The 19986-nt window shown below is 69.7% G+C and carries 22 protein-coding genes; 5 read left to right on the top strand and 17 right to left on the bottom strand.

Annotated features, from left to right (window positions below; all coding sequences use genetic code 11):
- Window positions 1–21: 21 nt before the first annotated feature.
- Together NDR87_RS25920 and hemB are read right to left on the bottom strand one after the other, a co-directional pair.
- A complete protein-coding gene (locus NDR87_RS25920) occupies window positions 22–537 on the bottom strand; it encodes a hypothetical protein (RefSeq protein ID WP_251912794.1) in 516 nt (171 codons plus the stop codon).
- The gene (hemB, locus tag NDR87_RS25915; RefSeq protein WP_251912793.1) at window positions 534–1511 is read right to left on the bottom strand and encodes a porphobilinogen synthase; all 978 of its coding nucleotides are present in this window, start codon (window positions 1509–1511) and stop codon (window positions 534–536) included. Before hemB ends, NDR87_RS25920 begins: the two co-directional genes overlap by 4 nt.
- Window positions 1512–1615: 104 nt before the next feature.
- Between hemB and NDR87_RS25910 the strand changes: the two genes are divergently transcribed.
- Complete coding sequence (locus NDR87_RS25910; RefSeq protein WP_251912792.1) at window positions 1616–2410, top strand: tetratricopeptide repeat protein; 795 nt, start codon at window positions 1616–1618, stop codon at window positions 2408–2410.
- Between the two features lie 105 nt (window positions 2411–2515).
- On the top strand, window positions 2516–2785 hold the full coding sequence (locus NDR87_RS25905) for a hypothetical protein (protein WP_251912791.1): 270 nt from the start codon (window positions 2516–2518) through the stop codon (window positions 2783–2785).
- A gap of 21 nt (window positions 2786–2806) precedes the next feature.
- Here NDR87_RS25905 and NDR87_RS25900 read toward each other — a convergent pair whose 3' ends face one another.
- The 6 genes from NDR87_RS25900 to NDR87_RS25875 form a co-directional block, all read right to left on the bottom strand.
- Window positions 2807–3034, bottom strand: a complete 228-nt coding sequence (locus tag NDR87_RS25900) for a hypothetical protein (protein WP_251912790.1) — start codon at window positions 3032–3034, stop codon at window positions 2807–2809.
- 204 nt (window positions 3035–3238) lie between these two features.
- Window positions 3239–4801, bottom strand: coding sequence for a bifunctional uroporphyrinogen-III C-methyltransferase/uroporphyrinogen-III synthase (locus NDR87_RS25895; RefSeq protein WP_251912789.1), 1563 nt, complete (start codon window positions 4799–4801; stop codon window positions 3239–3241).
- Window positions 4801–5805, bottom strand: a complete 1005-nt coding sequence (gene hemC, locus NDR87_RS25890; RefSeq protein ID WP_251912788.1) for a hydroxymethylbilane synthase — start codon at window positions 5803–5805, stop codon at window positions 4801–4803. The genes NDR87_RS25895 and hemC overlap by 1 nt, the downstream gene beginning before the upstream one ends.
- Window positions 5802–7226 (bottom strand): glutamyl-tRNA reductase, encoded by a 1425-nt coding sequence (locus NDR87_RS25885; protein WP_251912787.1) that lies wholly within the window; start codon window positions 7224–7226, stop codon window positions 5802–5804. The genes hemC and NDR87_RS25885 overlap by 4 nt, the downstream gene beginning before the upstream one ends.
- Window positions 7223–8062, bottom strand: coding sequence for a redox-sensing transcriptional repressor Rex (locus NDR87_RS25880; RefSeq protein ID WP_251912786.1), 840 nt, complete (start codon window positions 8060–8062; stop codon window positions 7223–7225). Before NDR87_RS25880 ends, NDR87_RS25885 begins: the two co-directional genes overlap by 4 nt.
- 279 nt (window positions 8063–8341) lie before the next feature.
- Window positions 8342–8602, bottom strand: coding sequence for a glutaredoxin family protein (locus NDR87_RS25875; RefSeq protein ID WP_251912785.1), 261 nt, complete (start codon window positions 8600–8602; stop codon window positions 8342–8344).
- A gap of 66 nt (window positions 8603–8668) precedes the next feature.
- Here NDR87_RS25875 and NDR87_RS25870 point away from each other — a divergent pair, with 66 nt between their 5' ends.
- Complete coding sequence (locus tag NDR87_RS25870) at window positions 8669–9688, top strand: HAD family hydrolase (RefSeq protein ID WP_372494168.1); 1020 nt, start codon at window positions 8669–8671, stop codon at window positions 9686–9688.
- On the opposite strand, the gene NDR87_RS25865 is transcribed toward NDR87_RS25870, so the two are convergent.
- The 9 genes from NDR87_RS25865 to NDR87_RS25825 form a co-directional block, all read right to left on the bottom strand.
- Complete coding sequence (locus NDR87_RS25865) at window positions 9685–10701, bottom strand: lysophospholipid acyltransferase family protein (protein WP_251912784.1); 1017 nt, start codon at window positions 10699–10701, stop codon at window positions 9685–9687. The genes NDR87_RS25870 and NDR87_RS25865 overlap by 4 nt on opposite strands.
- Window positions 10694–11758 (bottom strand): NAD-dependent epimerase/dehydratase family protein, encoded by a 1065-nt coding sequence (locus NDR87_RS25860; protein WP_251913234.1) that lies wholly within the window; start codon window positions 11756–11758, stop codon window positions 10694–10696. Before NDR87_RS25860 ends, NDR87_RS25865 begins: the two co-directional genes overlap by 8 nt.
- 211 nt (window positions 11759–11969) lie before the next feature.
- Window positions 11970–12071 (bottom strand): 30S ribosomal protein bS22, encoded by a 102-nt coding sequence (locus tag NDR87_RS25855; protein ID WP_003402602.1) that lies wholly within the window; start codon window positions 12069–12071, stop codon window positions 11970–11972.
- A 428-nt stretch (window positions 12072–12499) separates the two neighbouring features.
- Window positions 12500–12724, bottom strand: a complete 225-nt coding sequence (locus NDR87_RS25850; protein WP_251913232.1) for a helix-turn-helix domain-containing protein — start codon at window positions 12722–12724, stop codon at window positions 12500–12502.
- Window positions 12725–12880: 156 nt separating this feature from the next.
- Window positions 12881–13696, bottom strand: coding sequence for a pyrroline-5-carboxylate reductase (gene proC, locus NDR87_RS25845; protein ID WP_251912783.1), 816 nt, complete (start codon window positions 13694–13696; stop codon window positions 12881–12883).
- A 58-nt stretch (window positions 13697–13754) separates the two neighbouring features.
- Window positions 13755–14585: a thioesterase family protein gene (locus tag NDR87_RS25840; RefSeq protein WP_251913230.1), complete on the bottom strand. Its 831-nt coding sequence runs from the start codon at window positions 14583–14585 to the stop codon at window positions 13755–13757.
- Between the two features lie 429 nt (window positions 14586–15014).
- Window positions 15015–15884, bottom strand: coding sequence for a sugar phosphate isomerase/epimerase (locus NDR87_RS25835; RefSeq protein ID WP_308212147.1), 870 nt, complete (start codon window positions 15882–15884; stop codon window positions 15015–15017).
- A gap of 47 nt (window positions 15885–15931) precedes the next feature.
- Window positions 15932–17530, bottom strand: coding sequence for a hypothetical protein (locus tag NDR87_RS25830; protein ID WP_251912781.1), 1599 nt, complete (start codon window positions 17528–17530; stop codon window positions 15932–15934).
- On the bottom strand, window positions 17527–18525 hold the full coding sequence (locus NDR87_RS25825) for a Ppx/GppA phosphatase family protein (protein WP_251912780.1): 999 nt from the start codon (window positions 18523–18525) through the stop codon (window positions 17527–17529). The genes NDR87_RS25830 and NDR87_RS25825 overlap by 4 nt, the downstream gene beginning before the upstream one ends.
- Before the next feature lie 112 nt (window positions 18526–18637).
- Here NDR87_RS25825 and NDR87_RS25820 point away from each other — a divergent pair, with 112 nt between their 5' ends.
- Window positions 18638–19495, top strand: a complete 858-nt coding sequence (locus NDR87_RS25820; protein ID WP_251912779.1) for a hypothetical protein — start codon at window positions 18638–18640, stop codon at window positions 19493–19495.
- Window positions 19496–19627: 132 nt separating this feature from the next.
- Complete coding sequence (locus tag NDR87_RS25815) at window positions 19628–19963, top strand: hypothetical protein (RefSeq protein WP_251912778.1); 336 nt, start codon at window positions 19628–19630, stop codon at window positions 19961–19963.
- Window positions 19964–19986 lie beyond the last annotated feature (23 nt).

The following is a 19986-nucleotide window of genomic DNA, read 5'->3' as shown; positions in this document are numbered from 1 at the left end:
GCGACAAATTCGCCCGGTGTCTCACCGAGTATTCATCCGGAAGTAGGTTTCCGATTCACCTCGGTGGCACAGGAATAGGGCTCCGCCCGCGAGAACCGCCTGCACGATCGCGGCCGCGCCGGTCAGCATCGCCACCGTACCGGCCGCGTCCAGGCCGAACAGCGCACCGAGCCCGCCGAGCAGCAGCACCGCGGCGGCCACATCGAGCACCGCACGCGCCCACCGCTTTCCGCGACGCATCTGAAAGACCACCGCGACCGCCCCCGCCGCGATGCCCAGGCCGAGCACCAAGACCACCACCTCCAGCAGGACGACCATGAGTTCGACCTCGGCCAGGGTCGCCTGGGGTTGCTGGGCGTGCACCTGCTCGTAGAGCTTGCGGGCCAGTTCGTGCCGATCGTTGAATTGGCCGATGGCGCTGAGGATCAGCCGCAGCACCCCGAAACCGATCACACCCCACCACAATTGGGTCGCGGTGCGGACATCGGTCGGCACCGCGACCGGGCCGGGCGGTCCCGGCGGAGTCCACGGATTCACGACAGCCAGTGTGCGGCCTCGGTCGCCCAGTAGGTGAGCACGATATCCGCACCCGCCCGGCGGATCCCCATGAGCGATTCCAGAATGGCGCCGCGCCGATCGATCCAGCCGCGCTGCGCGGCGGCGGTGATCATCGAGTACTCGCCGGAGATCTGATAGGCCGCCACCGGCACCGGCGACCGATCGGCGACCTCGCGCAGGATGTCCAGATACGACATGGCCGGTTTCACCATGACGATATCGGCGCCCTCGGCCAGATCCAGATCCAGTTCCCGAATCGCCTCCCGGCGGTTGGCCGGATCCTGCTGGTAGGTGCGGCGATCGCCCTGCAGCGAGGAGGCCACCGCCTCGCGGAACGGGCCGTAGAACGCCGAGGCGTATTTGGCGGCATAGGCGAGGATGCCCGCATCGAGGTGGCCCGCGGCATCGAGTCCGGCGCGGATCGCGCCGACCTGGCCGTCCATCATGCCGCTGGTGCCGAGCAGATCCGCACCCGCCTCGGCCTGGGCGATGGCCATCTCGACATAGCGGTCGAGGGTGGCGTCGTTGTCGACCGAACCGTCGGCGGCCAGCACGCCACAGTGGCCGTGATCGGTGAATTCGTCCAGGCAGGTGTCGGCCATGACGACCGTGGCGTCGCCCACCTCGTCGGCCAACGCCCGCAGGCCGCGGTTGAGAATGCCGTCCGGCTCGCTCGCCTTGCTGCCGACCGGGTCCTTGTCCTCGGGGCGGGGCACGCCGAACAGCATGACGCCGCCGACGCCCGCGGCCACCGCCTCGACCGCGGCCTTGCGCAGCGAATCCATCGAATGCTGGTACACACCGGGCATCGAGCCGATCTCGCGGGGCTCGGTCAGTCCGTCGGCGACGAACATCGGCAGCACCAATTGCCTTGGTTCCAGCGTCGTTTCGGCGACAAGGCGACGCAGAGCGGGGGTACGACGCAACCGCCGCGGGCGGTCCATTCCGGTCATGAACCGCACGATACGCCCCGCTCGCGGGCGTGTCGCAAGCGCCTCGGTCACGGTGCGGACGATCGCGGGGCATACTCCAGACAAGGGCGACCCGGGGAGTAGGCATGTCCGAGCGAGACGAGGACCGCATATCCGGCGATCCGGCGGTGCGCGCGCTGCGGGCCGCGGCCGAGCGCGGGGATCCGGCGGCGATCGAGCTGCTCGCGCAGCGGTTGGCCGAGGCGGGCGAGCGGGCCGAGGCCGAGCGGTGGCTGCGGCGCGCGGCCGAGCTGGGCAGCGTCGCGGCGCTGGGGCGGCTCGGCGAATCGGCGTGGGCCGACGGTCGCATCGCCGAGGCGCTGGAGTGGCTCGAGCGGGCCGCGTACGCCGGCCTCACCACGGCCGAATATCAGCTCGGCGCAATCCATCTGGAGCGCGGCGAGCTCGACGCCGCCGAGCCGTGGCTGCGCCGGGCGGCGGAGGCGGGGCTGCCGGAGGCCATGTGCAATATGGGTGCGGTGGCCGATCGGCGCGGCGACGACGTCGAGGCCGAGCGGTGGTACGAGCGTGCCGCGCGGGCCGGAAATCCCACAGGTATGCGCAATCTCGGCCTCCGGCTCGCGCGCCGCGGCGAGATCGACCGGGCCACCGAACTTCTCGTCGAGGCGACGCGCCGGGGACGCACCGATGCCTTCGCGGTGCTGGGCGCGGCCTATCTGGACCTCGATCGCGTCGCGGAGGCCGAGCACTGGCTGCGGCTGGGCGCCGCTGCCGAGGACGCCGAATCCATGTTCCACCTGGCGCTGTTCCTGGATGCCGAGCCGACCACCGCGGCGGCGCGGGCGGAATCGCAACGCTGGCTGGAACGGGCCGCGACCCTGGGGCATCCGCGCGCGCTCGACGTCGTGCACGACATGTAACCCCTTCGGATCGACCCATTTTCGGGTCCCGAACTTGTCGGTGCCCCTCGGTAGAATCGAAGATGTGTTCGAGGAACTTCGGTTCCGATCCGAGGGGAGGATCTCGTGGCCACCGCATCGACGATCATCGATCGGCCCTACGCTCCACTGGAGAAGCGGCGGCTGCCGCCCGGCCGCCCGCGTTCGTGGTACGTCACCCACAACCGCAGGCTCAAGGCCATGCGCCTGGCCATCGCCCTGCTCGACTCCGGCATCTATCGCGCCAGCCTGGCCGACAACGAAAAGATCCGCCGCACGGCCGACTTGGTCGGCATCCGCCCACCCTCCGACAAGACCTGCCGCCTGGTGCGCGACCTGATGCGCGCCCGGCGGTAGGTCACGATCCGTAATAGACCGTCAGAATGGGCACACCACTCCGGTGCTGCCGGTGAGTACCTCGAGCAGGCAGATCGCGGAGCTTCCGGCCGAGACCCGGGGCCAGTCGACATCGCTCGCTGTCGATGTCTCGGCCGTCGGCGGCACCGGCTCGAGCGCCACACCGGCCAGCGCCTGGCCACCGGCGGCCACGCCTATGGCGAGCGAAATGCTCACGACGGCAACGGACTTCGACAACAAACGGCTCACGCGAGCACCATCCTTCCAAAGGGAAACAACGGTGCGAACCCTAACCGGCCGCGGTCACCACGGGATGACGGAACTTCCCACGCCCCCACTTCCGGGGGCGTCCAGCGGGTTACACCCGGCAGCCGGCTCTCTTACGCAACCACAACGAAGCAAGCCCGCTGAGCGAACCCGCCGGAGCGAAGCGGAGGCCGTCGAACCCAGCAATCAAACCCTGCGGCGGCTCTTCTTGCGTGGCGGGGGCAGCAGGCCCTCGGCGCGCAGATGGGCCGCGTGCTCGGCCAGGGCATCGACCAGCGGGCCGACCTGGGCGACCTCGGGCTGCACGTCCACGCGCAGGCCGAATTCGATGGCCGTCTCCGCGGTCTTCGGGCCGATGCAGGCAACGATGGTGCGGGCGTGCGGCTTTCCGGCGATGCCGACCAGGTTCCGGACCGTCGAGGACGAGGTGAACAGGACCGCGTCGAAGCCGCCGGTCTTGATCATCTCGCGGGTCTCGGCCGGGGGCGGCGAGGCGCGCACGGTGCGGTAGGCGGTGACGTCGTCGATCTCCCAGCCGCGGTCGCGCAGACCCTCGGCCAGGGTTTCGGTGGCGATATCCGCCCGCGGCAGCAGCACCCGGTTGACCGGGTCGAAAACGTCGTCGTAGGGCGGGAAGTCGGCCAGTAAACCCTCCGAGGACTGCTCGCCGCTGGGCACCAGTTCGGGGTTGATGCCGAACGAGCGCACCTTGTCGGCGGTGGCCTCACCCACGCAGGCGATCTTCACACCGGAGAAGGCCCGGGCGTCCAGGCCGAATTCGCCGAACTTCTCCCACACCGCGCGCACGGCATTGGTGGAGGTGAAGACCACCCACTGGTACCGGCCGTCGACCAGGCCCTTCACCGCGCGCTCCATCTGCGCGGGGCTGCGCGGCGGCTCGACGGCGATGGTCGGCACCTCCATCGGAATGGCGCCGTGCGTGACGAGCTTCTCGCTCATCTCACCGGCCTGCTCCTTGGTGCGCGGCACGAGCACGGTCCAGCCGTACAGCGCCCGCGACTCCCACCACGACATCTTCGACCGCTTCTCGACCTCCTTGCCGACCGTGACCACCAGCGGGCCGACCAGTTCGGAGGCGGCGGAGTTCAGCGTGGCCAGGGTGGCCTCGATGGTGCGCTGCTGCCGGGTGGTGCCGCGCACGGTCACCGCGACCGGAGTCTGCGGCGCCAGCCCGTGTTCGACCAGCGCACTGGCGGTCTCGGCGAGATGGCCCGAGGTCGCGTGCAGCACCAGCGGACCCGGCGCGGCCGCGACCGACGCCCAGTCCACCTCGCCGCGCACATCCACCTCGGTGTGCTTGGAGCCCAGGGCGATTCCGGCATAGGCCGGGACGGTGGTGCCGGACGGCAGCCCGGGCAGCACCTCGAAGGTCATATGCGACCGGGTGACCGCGTTGACCTCCGCGATCACCGAATCGGTGGTCAGCGGATCGCCGGAGACCAGTCGCACGACATCGTGGCCCGCGCGGGCCTCGGCGATCAGGGTCTTGGCCACCTCCGCGGGCTCGCCGAGCGCCGGGCGCACGTCGACGGGGCGCTCTCCGTCGGGTCCCGGTTCGACCGCGGTGCCGACCAGGGCGAGCACGCCCTTGTCCACATCCGGATCGGTGAACGCCAGCGTCGCCCGCCCGAGCACCTCGCGGGCCCGCACGGTAAGCAGTGCCGGGTCACCGGGTCCTGATCCGACGAACAGGATCCGACCAGGGTGCTTCTTAGTGGCTCGGCTCATTATTCGTTCTCCATTGGGCTGGGATTGATGAAGTCTTCGCTCAGCAAGTCGCGTGCCCCCAGCTCCAGGAGCTCACGCGCCAATGCGCGGCCCAGCTGCTCGGCATTCGCGAGCGAGCCGACCGCCGAGGCCCGGATGACATCCGAGCCATCGATCGCCGCCGCGCACCCGCGCAGCGACAGTTCCTCGACCACCCGGCCGTCGTCGTCCAGCGACTCGACCACCTCGGCCAGCGCGCCGACGGGCGCGGTGCAACCGGCCTCCAGTTCGGCTAGCAACGACCGTTCGGCGAGCACCGCGGCACGGGTTCCGGAATCGTCCAGGGCGGAAAGGATGGTCACGAGATCGCCGTCCTCGCGGCGGCATTCCACCGCGAGCGCGCCCTGCGCCGGTGCGGGCAGCATCTGCACCGGTTCCAGGGCCTCGGTGACCGCGTCGAGGCGGTCGATGCGGGACAGCCCGGCCCGCGCGACCACCACGGCGTCGAGTTCACCCTCGGCGACCTTACGAAGTCTGGTATCGAGATTGCCGCGCAACGGCACGATGTCGAGGCCGAGCCCGAGCGCGCGCAGCTGCGCCACCCGCCGCGGCGCCGAGGTGCCGATCCGGGCGCCGGGCGGCAGCTCACCGAGCACCAGCCCGTCGCGGGCGACCACGGCGTCGCGGGCATCCTCGCGGGGCGGGACGGCGGCGATGGTGAAGCGCGGATCCGGGGCGGTGGGCAGATCCTTGTAGGAGTGCACCGCGATATCGATCGTGCCCGCGGCCAATTCGTCGCGCAGCGCGGTGGTGAACACGCCCACCCCGATCTTCTGCACCGGATCCGAGGACTGATCACCGGCGGTTTTCACGATCACCAGTTCGGCCTGCTGTCCCGCCGCGATGAGCGCATCGCGGACGGTGCCCGCCTGGGTCAGCGCCAACAGGCTGCCGCGGGTGCCGATCCGCCACGGCGCGGTCACGCTGCCCCGTTCGGTCGTCTCCTGCACGATCGCCTCCGTCATGCGTGCTGCCCCTGCTCATCGGTGAAGTGGTGCTGATGGCCGGGGGTGAAATCGTCGGCCAGCTCGCCGCCCAGCGCGGCGATCTCCATCGGCGCCGCAACTGCCTGTGCCGCACCGGGTTTCAGCTCGAACAGCTCGCGCAGCGCCTCGGCGTAGCTGCCGCCGCCGGGCGTGGAGGCCAGCTGCTTGACCCGCACCGTCGGCGCGTGCAGCAGCTTGTCGACCACGCGGCGGACGGTGCGCGCGACCTCCTCGCGCTCGGGATCGCCCAGCCCGGGCAGCTTGGATTCCAGCCGCATCAACTCGGCCTCGACCACGTCGGCGGCGCGCTGCCGCAGTGCGGCCACGGTCGGGGTGACCTCTGCCATCCGTTGGCCCGCAAGGAATTTGGTGAGCTCCTCGGCGACGATCGCGCGCGCCGCGGAGGTGTCGGCGGCGGCCGCGACGGCCGAGGGATCGCGCTGCAGGGTCTCCATGTCGATGACGGTCACATCGGGCAGCCCGGCGACCGCGGGATCCACGTCGCGCGGCAGGCCCAGATCGCAGACCACCATCTGATGGCCCGCGCGCGAGGCGTTGAGGGCGCGGTGCGCATCGGCCAGCGACACCACGGCCCCGACCGCACCGGTGCTGGTGATCACGATGTCGGCATCGGCCATGGCGGCGACCAGGCCGGAAAGGTCGGTGGCGGCGGCATGCACGCCGTGCATGTCGATCGCGGTCCGCGCCAGCCGCCGCGCGCGCTCCAGGCTGCGGTTCACGATGGTGATCCGCTCGACTCCCGCGCGGGCGAGATGCGCGACCGCCAAACCGCCCATGGCGCCCGCGCCGACGACGACGGCGGTGCGACCGACCAGCTCGGATCCGTCCGAGTCGGCGGCGCGATGGCCGAGCACGGCACGCGCCCGATCCAGCGCGACGGAGACCACCGACGCACCGGCGCGATCGATGCCGGTCTCGCTGTGCACCCGCTTGCCCACGCGCAGCGCGTGCTGCGCCAGCTCGTGCAGCGTGCGGCCCGCGGCCTGCTGGGCGTCGGCGGCGGCGTAGGCGGCGCGGATCTGCCCGAGCACCTGCTGCTCGCCGACGACCATGGAATCCAGTCCGGAGGCGACCGCGAACAGATGCTCGGCGGCCGCCTCGCTGTAGCGGACGTAGGCGTGCCGGGTCAGATCCGGCAGCGGCAGCCCGGAGTGGCGGGCCAGCAGCTCGCCGACATCGGCCAGACCACCGTGGAAGGCGTCGACCACGGCGTAGATCTCGACCCGGTTGCAGGTGGAGACGATCATCGCCTCGGAGATGTGCTGCGATTCGAGCATTCGGTCGGTCAGCTTCGGCCGATCGTCCTCGGTGACCGCGACCTTCTCCAACACCGCAACCGGCGCGCTGCGATGCGAAATACCGACTAGAAGCACACTCATGGTGCGACCACCGATCCCTTGCTGGTTGGCTCCGTTGCCGAAATTCCCACGTGTGCGGAAGCCGAACGGTTCGCCAGCCGTCGGCCGATCGGGGTGGAGACGGCGTGCACGGTTTCACCGGCCGCCACGCTGTGCGCTTCCTGCGCCTCGGCCCCCGCGATCCGGGCGCGCTCGAACGACAGCATCTGCATTTCGACGGCCAGATCCACGCGCCGCACCTCCACCGCGGGCGGGGCGTCCAGAACGACCGGAGAGAAGCTCAGAATGGACCGCACCCCGGCGGCGACCAGATCGTCGCAGACGGCCTGGGCGGCGTCGTCGGGGACGGTGATGACCGCGATGGTCGGCTGCAACTCGGTGACCGCGTCGGTCAGCTCGGCGACGTCGCGGATCACCAGCCCGCTGACCTGATCGCCGATCACCTGCGGATCGCGGTCGAACACGCCGACCATGGTGAACCCGCGACGGGCGAATCCGCCATAGCCGACCAGGGCCCGGCCCAGATTTCCGGCGCCGACCAGGATCACCCGGTGCCCATCGGACAGCCCGAGCACATCCTCGATGCGGGCGCGCAGCTTGGCGACGTCGTATCCGACCCCGCGCACGCCGTTGGGTCCGAGGAACGAAAGATCCTTGCGCAGCTTGGCCGAACCGACACCCGCCGCGACAGCCAGTTCCTCACTCGATACGATGACTACACCCTCGTCGGCGAGTACCGCGAGGACCCGCAGATAGGTTGCCAACCGCGCGACGGTGGCCTGCGGAATGTCCTTCTGCTGGGTCGGACGCAGAGCCCTGCCGGAGACGCCGCCTGGCGTCTCATGCTGCTCTGTCACGTCGTTCGGCTCCTCGTCCGGCCGGGAATGGATATCCGGTTTCGCTTGTCGACCGCCGTCGCCGGGGCAGGCGCCGGTATCGGTTCACGGGTTCGGGGTGCTTCCGCTGCCCGAAGCAGGCGGGTCGCGTGTCACCACCGTAACCGCTTGTGAAGCCCTGCACAAAGTCGGTGAATTCAGTCACTCGGGGGATGCGAGGTTTGCACCAGTGCGACACATTCAACCCGCAATCACCGGTGATATTCCACACAACGCGCCGGAGCCGGGCCGCCGGGCCGGTCAACGCGACAAATCGGCCCGCAACCTGGGCTCGTCGACATCGAAATAGCTGTGTTCGCGCCCGTCGAGCAGCACGACCGGCAGCCGATCACCGAATTCCGCACGCAGTCCGGGGTCGGTCGCGGCCGCGGCGTCCACATCGACCGTGCCCGGCTCGATCCCGTAATCCGCACAAATCACGCGCAGTTGTTCGAGTGCGGTGGTGCACAGGCCACAACCGGCCCGGGTCAACAAGGTCACCGAATGCGTCGAGTCGCTCATGCATCAATTAAACGGTCACCCCCCTGGGCTAGTGTGGGTGTGTTCGCGCGGACAGCGGAGGTACTGGTGCCGGATCGATCGAAAGAAGCGAGGACGGGGTTCATCGCGGGGAGGTTCGGCGAATTCCCGGCACGCTGGGGCCAGGGGCTGTCCGATCAACTCACGCGCATCGCCCGCAGCCCGTTCGGGCCCAGCGAGGAGGAGGTGCGGGCCAACCTCGCCGGTGAGGCCAGCGCCGACGCCGCACTCGCACTGCACGACGCCGAGCTGGCCGAAACCGGTGCGCGCCATCCGGATTCGGAGGCGCCGCGCGATCTCACCGCGGCCGCGTTCTTCGATGTCGACAACACCATGGTGCAGGGCGCATCGATCGTGCACTTCGCCCGCGGGCTGGCCGCGCGCAAGTACTTCAAGACCACCGATCTGGTCGACATCGCCTGGAAGCAGGTGAAATTCCGGGTCACCGGCAAGGAGAGCAAGGGCGATATGGCCAGCGGCAAGGAGAAGGCGCTGTCGTTCATCGCCGGGCGCTCCACCGCCGAACTGGCCGCGCTCGGCGAGGAGATCTACGACGAGATCATCGCAGACAAGATCTGGCCGGGCACCCGGGCGCTGGCCCAGATGCATCTGGATGCCGGACAGCAGGTCTGGCTCGTCACGGCCACCCCGGTCGAGCTCGCGCAGGTGATCGCGAAGCGGTTGGGGCTCACCGGCGCACTGGGCACGGTCGCCGAGAGCGTGGACGGGGTGTTCACCGGGCGGTTGGTCGGCGACATCCTGCATGGGCTGGGCAAGGCGCATGCCGTGCGCACGCTGGCCATTCGCGAGGGCCTGAATCTCAAGCGCTGCACCGCCTATTCCGACAGTCACAACGATGTGCCGATGCTGTCGCTGGTCGGCACGGCCGTGGCGATCAATCCGGATTCGGATCTGCGCGAGGTTGCCAAGAACCGCGGCTGGGAGATCCGTGATTTTCGCACCGGCCGCAAGGCCGCCAAGATCGGTGTGCCGACGGCCCTGGCCCTCGGCGCGGCCGGTGGCGCGGCGGCCGCGGTGCTCACCCGTAAGCGTGACGAAAAGAGCTAGCCCGTAAAGGGATTGCGCCGCTTGGCCAGCAGCTTGTACAGCGTCTGCTGAATCGTCTCGCGCACCTGATCGGTGATCTCGAACATCGTCATCGGATCGTCGGCGGCCTCGGGTTCGAACGCGCCTGTGGAAATGGGCGTGCCGAATTCGATGTACCACTTCGAGGGCAGCGGCAGCGCGCCGAGCACACCCAGATGCGGAAACAGCGGAGTCACGGGGAAATACGGCAGGCCGAGCAGTCGCGCCAGCGGCTTCAGATCACCGAGTTTGGGATAGATCTCCTCGGAACCGACGATCGAGACCGGAATGATCGGCACCCCGGTCTTCACCGCGGCCGAGACGAATCCGCCGCGTCCGAACCGCTGTAGCTTGTACCGCTCGCCGTAGGGTTTGCCGATTCCCTTGAAGCCCTCCGGAAATACTCCGGCCAGCTCGCCGGTGCGCAGCAGCCGCTCGGCATCGGCGGGGCAGGCGAGCGTATGTCCCGCCTTGCGCGCCAAGCCGCCCAGCACCGGCATTTCGAAGACCAGATCGGCCGCCAGCAGCCGCAGCGCGCGGTGCTTGGCGTGCCGATCGTGCACGGCCAGTTGCAGCATCAGCCCGTCCAGCGGCACCACACCGGCGTGATTGGCGACGATCAGCGCGCCTCCGGATTCGGGAATGTTGTCGATTCCGTTGACCTGCACCCGGAACCACAGCTCCGACAGCGGGCGCAGTGCGGGCAGGATGACCGTCTCCAGCAGATGCTCGTCGAGGCCGAACTCGTCGACCTGATAGTCGCCGGTGAGGCGGCGGCGGGCGAAGTCGGCGGTGCCACGAATCCCGTCGGCGACCTTGCCGCGCAACAGACCTCCCAGCGACCGCGGCTGCTCGGCGGCGGCCTCGGCCAGCCGGTCGGTCAGCGACGTCACCGGGCTGGGCGCGGACTCGGCGGGCCAGCGCCGCGCGGGCGGTCGATGCCGCGCCTCGAAGTCGACGTCGTGCAGTTGAATAACCTTGGCCACGTCACTCATTGGTTGCTCCCGCTCCGGCCCGGACCAGGCCGAGAAGTCTCGTCTCTGCAGCGTCGATCCACCGTGGATCGATGACGGGCCGCAACGCTGCGCCCCCGACGAAATCGTCGAATGCCTGCACTGTGGTCCAGCGCGGGCCGAACCCCAGCTCGGTGCGCATCCGGGTGGTGTCCAGACCGCAGCCGAAATGGAAATAGTCGATCTGTTCGATCGTGAACTCCCGCATCACCGGGCCCATCAGGGACCGGCCCACGGTACGAAATGCCGCGTACGGCACCGGAAGTGCGATGCGCCCGGCGCGGCGGATCGCCTGCGACAGGGTCAGCGCGCCGTCGCCGGCGACGTTGAAGGTGCCGCCGGGGGCGCCGATCGTCGCATGCACCAGGGCCGCGATCGCGTCCTCCTCGTGCAGCAGTTGCAGGCGCGGCTCGCGGCCGAGGATGGTCGGGGTGACCGGTGAGCGGAAGTACTGCACGCCGCGGCTGGCCAGTCGGGGGCCGACGATCGGCGGATAGCGCAGAATGGCGGCGGCGATATCCGGGCGGCGCCGGGCCAGGCCGCGGACGAAGCCCTCCATCTCGATCATGTCGCGAGCAAATCCCCCGCGCGGCGGCGTGCGGGCGCTCATCTCCTCGGTGAACTTGGCGGGATCCTTTGCGCTGCAGCCGTACACCGCCGAGGAGGAACGCACCACCACCCGCCGCACACTCGGCGCCTTCTGACAGGCCGCGAACAACTGCATGGCGCCGAGCACGTTGAAGTCCTTCATGGCCGCGCGCCCGCCGCTGGACGGGGGCCGCGACAGCACCGCCGGATGCAGCACGGTGTCGACCTCGTTTTCGTCGATCACCCTGCGGATCAACGGATTTCGAATGTCGGCGCGAACGAATTCGGCGCGGCCCATGCGGCGCAGCAGCTCCCGGCTCGGCATTCGGGCGTCGACGGCGAGGACGCGCTCGATCTCCGGATCGGCCGCCAGCCGGGCCGCCGCGTCGCCGCCGAAGAAGCGGCTCGCGCCGGTCACCAGCACGACCTTGGGCGTATGCCCGTCCCGCATGCCTGCGCCCACGCCGGATCCCACCTACCAAGCCCCCGAGTTGCCTATTCCCGGTTTCCAGGTTAGCCCCTGACATCAGGGGGTTCGATGCCTTTAACCAGCTTCTAACGATGACTTCCGTCACCGGTTACGAAAAGCATTTAAAGCAGTCGGGTTTCAAAGCCGAAGGCCCGCCACCGATTCGGTGGCGGGCCTTCGGCAAACCTCGCGCTTACTTGCCGAGTTTGCGACGCTGCACGCGGGTGCGGCGAAGCAGCTTGCGGTGCTTCTTCTTCGACATGCGCTTACGGCGCTTCTTGATCACAGAACCCATAGGGTTGTTCCTCGCGTTCTCTCTCTACCTCGGCGCGCACGCCGGTTACGTACGCCCGTCGTGTTCGGCGGTCTGCGTCACCGCGGACGCCCCGAAGACCGTCCACCAGACCCCAGCAAGTCGTCGCCAGTGTCCGCCGCCGGTGCGGCCCACGCCACCGGCAGGCAACACAACGGTGGTTCATCGTACCGGGCCAACCCTCGGCGAATGAAACGGGGATTCCCCCCCGCCACCTCATTCCCCACGAGCGACCCGTCGCTTCATTCCCCACGAGCGACCCGTCGCCTCATTCCCCACGAGCGACCCGTCGCCTCATTCCCCACGAGCGAAGCGAGCGAGGCGACGACGAAGTCCCCGCGGGCGCTGAGATACCGGCGGGGAAACGGTGGGGGGACCGGCCGGGCGCTCGGGCCCGGCCGGTCCTGGGGCTACCCGGCGTCGAAGTACGACGTTTGCAGGTAGTCGTGCACGGCCTTGGCGTGCACGCGGAACGAACGGCCCACTCGGACGGCGGGCAATTCGCCCGAATGTACCAACCTATATACCGTCATCTTGGAAACCCGCATCAGATTCGCCACCTCGGCGACGGTGAGGAACTGGGTTCCTCCGCCGAATACGGGCCCCGAACTCGCAGAGCTGTTTCCAGACATCATTGCGCCACTGACCTCCGGCACGTCCGCGCCGCCGGCTTCCCCACCGGCGGAACAGACACGCACGTGCTCCTTGCAGCTTAGCGGGACCAGTGGGATTACTGCGACGGGTGGGAGAAATAGGATTCGCCGTGCCGGAACCTCCCGGTCAGACTGCGTTCATTCCGGCGCGCCCTGTTCGGCGGAGCGTCGCCGGGCGGCGTGCAGCGCCTCGATGAAGGCCGAGCGGACGCCCGCCCGCTCGAGTTCGCGCACCGCCGCGGCCGTGGTCCCGGCTGGGGAGGTGACCGCCGCGCGCAGCTCCGACGGCTCCTGCGCGGACTCCTCGAGCAGCGCCGCCGAGCCGAGCATGGTCTGCACGACCAGTTGGGTCGCCACATCCCGGCTCAGGCCCAGTCCGACCGAGGCCTCGACCATGGCCTCGACGATCAGGAAGAAATAGGCCGGGCCCGAACCCGACACCGCCGTGACCGCGTCCATCTGCGATTCGCTGACCGTGACGACCTTGCCGACCGACTCCAGCACCTCGGTGACCAGCTCCAGCTGATCCTTCTTGGCGTAGCGGCCCGGGGCGATCGCGCTCATACCCTGGCCGACCAGCATCGGCGTATTCGGCATGACGCGCACGACCGGGAACCCGGCGGGCAGTTTGGCCTCGAACCGGCCGGTGGGCACCCCGGCGGCCAGCGTCATCAGCACCTGGTCGCGATCGTTGTCGACCTCGATCTTGCCGAGTTCGGACATGACGCCGTCGACGTCCTGCGGCTTCACCGCGACCACCAGCAGGTCGGTCCCGTTCGCGGCCTCGGCGACCGAATCGGTGACCCGGATGCCGAACCGGTCGGCCAGGAATTCGGCGCGCGCGGGCATGGTCTCGACGACGACCAGATCCTTGGCGGCCCGTCCGGATTCGAGCAGTCCGGCGATCAACGCCTCGCCGATCCGTCCGCCACCGATCACCGCAATTCTCGTCATGGCGGTTAAGGCTATCCGCGTGCCGACCGGAACCGTAAAGGGCTCTCGGCGCGGCCGGTCAGCGCGGCAGCGGAATCAGCGCGAGCTGGCGGGACTGGGCGACCACCGCGCCGGTGGAATCGAGGACGAGCTGATCCTCGTCGAACATCCGCTCGCCGATCGCATGCGTGGTCGCGATGACGCGCAGCCAGCCCGGGGCGGGACGGCGGCGCAGGTAGGTCGTCAGCTGCACGGTCGGCGCCCAGCCGAAACGGCCGAGGTTCATCGGCACCGGCGGGCTCATATCCCCGGCCATCATGGCGAACCAGGCGGCCACATCCGGATCCTGCTCGTCGCCCGGGCGCGGCCGGATCCACAGCCGCAATCGGGGTTCGCCCTGTTCGCCCGTCAGGAACGGGGCCCAGGTCGGATCGATGGCGACCGACGCGCCCTGTGCCACGTGCACGAGGCGGCCCATCGGCGAATCCGGCGTGTAGGCCAGGGCGTCCTCGCCCGGCTCGGCGGGCATATCGGTGTAGCTGTCCGGGGCGTAGGCCGGGGCGGCGTCGTCGAGGTGGCCGAAGGTGAACGCGGTGTGCACCAGCGTGCGACCGCCCTGAACCAGCCCCACGTCGACCAGGCAGATCTGCCGGCCGGTCTTGCGGATCCGGACCTCGTATTCGACCTCGCCCGGATCCGGCGCCCCCAGGAAATCGGAACCGGCCGAGATCACGAACATCTCCGCCGCCTCGGGATGGGTGGTGCGCAACCATCGCGTCGCCGCCGCCGCGCTACTGCCCACCATCGTCCCGCCGTGGACCTTCTTCCCGATCGTCCAGATCGGATCGATGACTCCGCGATAACGACCGACCTCGGGCCCATCGGACAGCAACTCGCTCAGCGCACACACCCGCCTGAATGGCGCATCCCCGACCTCCCCCTCGGCCCGCCCCTCGTCGATCGCCAGTTCCGTCACGCACCGCTCCTTCCACGTCCCCGACTTGCTCTACACCGTATAAGTGTCCCCCGAGGCCACGCGAACCTCCTGGTCGTGTGACGAAGTCCCCGCCGCCCCGGCCTGGGGCCGGGGCGGCGGGGAACAGGAGGTGGGCTCACCCCGGGGCGCTGGGGAAACCGAGATGGGCTCAGCCCACGACAGCGGGAACAAGAGGCGGGCTCAGCTCGAGGCATCGGAACGAGCGGGCTCGGTCGGGGCGCGGAGAACACGGACGCTCCGCCGGACGGCATGGACACGACAGGCTTGGCCGTGGCGGCGGGAGGTAAGGGGCTCGGCCTGGGGCGGCGGGAAAGGGCGGCCTGGCGTGCTTTCGCCGGGTGGTCACATTCGGTGGGCGCCGGTGGGTTCTGGGGAGCGGGTGGGGCGGAGGTTGTTGAGGTGGGTGCGGGCGAAGGTCAGGGCGCGGTGGAGCATGGCGGCTCGGTCGAGGGTGGTGCGGGCGTTCTGGGTGTTGATTTCTATTACCGCGTGGCCCTGGAAACCGTTGCGGGCCAGGGATTCGCAGAGTTCGGCGCAGGGTTGGGTGCCCTCGCCGGGGATGAGGTGTTCGTCGTGGGCGGCGCCGCGACCGTCGGCCAGGTGCAGGTGGGTCAGGGCGGGGCCCATGCGGGCGGCCAGGGCCAGCGCGTCCATGCCCGCGGTCGCGGTGTGCGACAGGTCGAGGGTGTAGTGCCGGAAGCCGGTGTCGGTGGGGTCGTAGGACGGGCTGAAGGCGGTGAGCGAAGGGCCCGGGCCACCACGGCGTTCCAGGCGCCGGGCCGAGCCGATGCGGCGGCCGAAGAAGCTGTCGGCGCGCATCGGGAACATGTTCTCAACCGCCACCGCGACCGGGCTGTTGTCCTCCAGTTGGGCCACCTGCGCCGCGAAGCCCTCGGCATAGCGGCGTTGCCAGCGGAACGGCGGATGCACCACCACGGTCGTCGCGCCCAGCGCCTCGGCGGTATGCACGCTGCGCTCGAGTTTGCGAATCGGATCGGCGCCCCAGACCCGTTGGGAGATCAGCAGACACGGCGCGTGCACCGCGAGCACCGGCACCGAATATCGGCGCGCGTAGTTCTGCACGGTGGCGAGGTTCTGACTGGCGGGCTCGGCCCAGACCATCAATTCCACGCCGTCGTAGCCGAGTTCGGCCGCATAGCGAAACGCCGCTTCGGCGTTCTCGGGATAGACCGAGGCCGTCGACAAACCCACCCGGATGGCGCTCCCCGCCTGCCTGTTCCCCACGGCTGCTCCCTGACTCAGTTGGTGCTGAGTAAGAAGGCTAGCGGTCCGAGCGTCACGAAGATGCCCACGACGACGGCAATCACAGTGCTGAAGATGTCATCGGTGCGGCGCAGCACCCGCACCAGGGCCACCAGGCCGAGGATCACCACCATCGCCAACATCAGCGCGACGAACGGCAGCAGATCCCACATCTTCTCGAACCCCTTGAACAGCAACATCCCCGCGACGGCGGCACCGGCCGCCTGACCGCCGAGGATCATCCACTGCTTGCGGTTGGCGTCCTCCTCGGCCTTGCGGGCCGCGCGCGACCGGCGGGACGGAACACTGCGACCGGACCGCCGCGGCGCGGGCTGCTCCGCCTCGTCGCCCTCGGCCTTCTCCCGCTCGGGAGCGAGGGGACGCAGCAGCTCGGTGCGATGTTCGGTTTCCTCGAGCAGATCGGCGCCACCGCGCCGCGAACCGCGCTCACCCGGCCGCGGTCCCGGTCCGCCGCGCCGATCACCGCGCTCGTTGGCATCGCGCAGCAGATCGCCGGCAACCGTGGGCCCCGCGAGCAGCTGCTGATCGCGATTGGCCAGCGACCAGACCGCGGTCGCCGCGCCCGCCGAATCTTCCGGCGCGGGACGGCCGTTGCGCGCGGGCCGATCCGAATTCGCCGGTTCGGGCGGCTTCTGTCTTCGCGCCGACCAGGCGGGCAGCCCGGGCGGCGGCGGTCCGTCCGCCCCATTGCGACGACCGTTCTGCGGCGGCGCGTCGCCCCGCTCGGCCCGGTCCACGCCCCGGTCGGCCCGGTCCGCGCCCCGATCGGGACGCTCGAAGCCGCGCTCGCCCCGGTCGAATCCGCGCTCCCTGCGCGCGGGCGGCTCGGGTGAAAACGGCGCGCGGGGAGCCGGTTCCGGCGGCAGCGGGGCGCGCGGGCTCACCTCGGGCGCCCGCGCGGGCGCCCAGGCGGCGGTCGGCGGCCCGGCATTGTCGTTCTGCGGCAGCGGCCCGCGATACGGCCGCACCTCGGTCGTCTCCTCGTCCGAATCGCGCCGCCGACGTCGGCCCGCGCGCCCGGTGTCCGAACCCGGCGTCGCACCGGCCAGATCGGCTACCGACACCTGATCGCCGGCCTGCGCCGCCAGCGCCTCGAGCCGCTCCCGGCGCGCCCGGCGGCCGCCGGTGGGCGCCTGCGCCGCGGGCGAGGGCGGCCAGCCGAGCTCGGTGGAATCCGCGCGCGGCGCGGGATCGGGAAGCGCGGGGGGCGAATACGAGCGCGCCTCGAACGCGGGCGGCTCATAGGCCGGGGGATCGTAGCTCGGCGTAGCCGGGGCCGACGCCCCGTTCTGCCCGAGCGGATCGTAGAAGGAGATGGGCCCCGACAGCGGCGAATGCGCGGGCTCCACATTGGTCGACAGCGGGAAGGGCGGCACCGGCGGCGCCGGGTCCTCGGGCTCGGGCGCCGCATGCGCCGACGAACCCTCGGGCGCGGGCGGGAGATCGCCGGTCAGGTCGGTCACCGCGATGCCGCGGCCGCTGCGCCGACGCCGGCCACCGCCGGTGGTCGGAACGCCCTGCCCGTTGCGGGCCAGTAGTTCGGCGACCGACAGCTGGGTCGATTCGTCACTCATCGCGACACCGTTTCAGTCGGGCCCGGTACGCCCCTGGGACGAAGGCCGTTGGCGGCACCGGGTTCGCTCTCGAGGTCGGTATCCAGTTTGCGCAGGATCAGTCCCTCCCGCAGCGCCCACGGGCAAATTTCCAGAGTATCCAGCGATAACGCCCGCATACTCGCCTCCGCGACCAGGGCCCCGGCCACCAACTGCTGCGACCGATCGGAACTCACGCCCTCCAATTCTGCCCGGTCCGCGGCGGTCATTCGAGATATGAACGCGATCAGCTGGCGCAGACCGGAACTGGTGAGGATACGCCGGGCACGGGGGCCCGCGGCCGAGGGGGCGGCGCCGGTGAGACGGGCCAGGGTTCGGAATGTCTTGGATGTCCCGACGGCCAGATCGGGGCGGCCGGGTTCGAGCAGCTGTTTGGCGGGAATCACCAGTTCGGCGTCGAGCCAGTCGCGCAGCACCCCGACCCGACGCTTACCCGGCGGATCCTCGCTCAGCCAGTCCCGGGTGAGCCGTCCCGCGCCGAGCGGCAGCGACAGGGCCACGTCCGGGGCCTCGTCGCAGCCGTTGCTCATCTCCAGCGAGCCGCCGCCGATGTCCAGGTTCAGGATGCGCCCGGCGCTCCAGCCGAACCAGCGCCGGACGGCGAGAAAGGTCAGCCGCGCCTCGTCGGCCCCCGACAGCACCCGCAGTTCCACCCCGGTTTCGCGGCGCACCCGGGCCAGCACCTCATCGGAATTGCCCGCCTCGCGCACCGCGGAGGTGGCGAACGGCATCAGCTGCACACAGCCGGAAGTCTTTGCGATACTCGCGAATTCGGCGACGGTCTTGATCAGTCGGTGGGCGCCCTCGGGGGTGATGCAGCCATCGTCGTCCATATTCTCCGCCAGGCGCAGGGTCGCCTTGGTCGAACTCATCGGCATCGGGTGGCCACCCCGATGCGCGTCCACCACGAGCAGGTGGACGGTATTGCTTCCCACATCGAGCACACCGAGCCGCACATAGACACGGTACTGGGTTCGGCACAACCTTCGGGTCACGTCCCGCGAAGCGAACATGCCACGACGCCCCGAGACTGCCTTTGATCTCGCGTTGCTGTTAGCGTCTGGCGATGTGACGGTAGGAGCATCCGCGAGCGGTCCGACCGGGCTGCGACCAGCGGCGAAGATCGATCCCAGCCCCGAGGTCGATCTCGACTTCCCGCGGGAATGGATCGAATTCGTCGATCCGGCTAATGAAGAGCACACGATCGCCGCCGACCTGACGTGGCTGCTGTCGCGCTGGACGTGCGTCTTCGGCACTCCGGCCTGTCAGGGCATCATCGAAGGCCGCCCCGACGACGGTTGCTGTTCGCACGGCGCGTTCCTCTGCGACGACGACGATCGCAAGAAGCTGCAGAAGGCTGTGAAGCTGCTCACACCCGAGGATTGGCAGCTGATGGACGAGGCCCGCGACGCATCCGGCAAGGTCCGCAAGAAGCTCTACCTCGAGGAGGATGAGCTCGACGACGAGCCCGCCATCCGCACCCGCCGCTACGAGGGCGCCTGCATCTTCCTCAACCGCCCCGGCTTCGCCGGTGGCATCGGCTGCGCCCTGCATTCCATGGCCCTGCGCCGGGGCCTCGAGCCGCTCACGGTGAAACCCGAGGTCTGCTGGCAGCTGCCGATCCGCCGCACCCAGGACTGGGTGGAGCGGCCGGACGGCGTGGAGATCCTGCGCACGGTCATCACCGAATACGACCGCCGCGGCTGGGGTCCCGGCGGCGAGGACCTGCACTGGTACTGCAGCGGCTCCCCCGACGCCCACGTCGGCACCCGCCCGGTCTGGCAGTCCTATGCCCCCGAACTCGTCGAGCTGATCGGCCAACCGGCCTACGACGAGCTGGCCCGGCACTGCAAACGCCGCGAGGGTCTCGGCATCGTCGCGGTCCATCCGGCCACCGCCGAGGCGGAACACAGAGCGCGCCGGTAACTTTTGGAAAATCACGCATTTGTCTGTGGCCGAATTACGCGGCACCCAACTCGTACGGCCAAAACGCGGAGAGGCGGAATAGCCACTGTCTCGCCATGAAAGATTCACTTCGCCGTGGTACTCATCTGGGTCATGATGAGGAAATTCCTGGCCATCGCCGCACTGGCCGCGGGCGCCGCGCTGGCGGTCGCTCCCGCCGCGCAGGCCGATCCCAACACCGATCCCGCCAACTACACGCTGCGCACCGAGCTCTTCGTCGTCTACACCGATCCGGCCGCCCTGCAGGCCAAGGAGAACGGCAAAGAGGTCATCGTGAGCCCGTACGGCACCTCACGGCCGATCGCCTGCCACGACGTGCCCGAGGGCGCACCGCTGGACGACTGCTGGCAGCGCGACGATTTCGGCTGGTTCCGGCTGCAGAAGCAGGAGCTGCCGCAGATCGGCACCGCCTGGGTACACATCGTCTGACAAGCGATTCACCGCGAATGCCC

It is taken from the genome of Nocardia sp. CDC159 (genome assembly GCF_023740735.1).
In the GTDB taxonomy this organism is placed as follows: Bacteria; Actinomycetota; Actinomycetes; order Mycobacteriales; family Mycobacteriaceae; genus Nocardia; species Nocardia pulmonis.
Note: the sequence above shows the minus strand (reverse complement) of the source record. Positions and strands in the feature narration are given on the sequence as shown.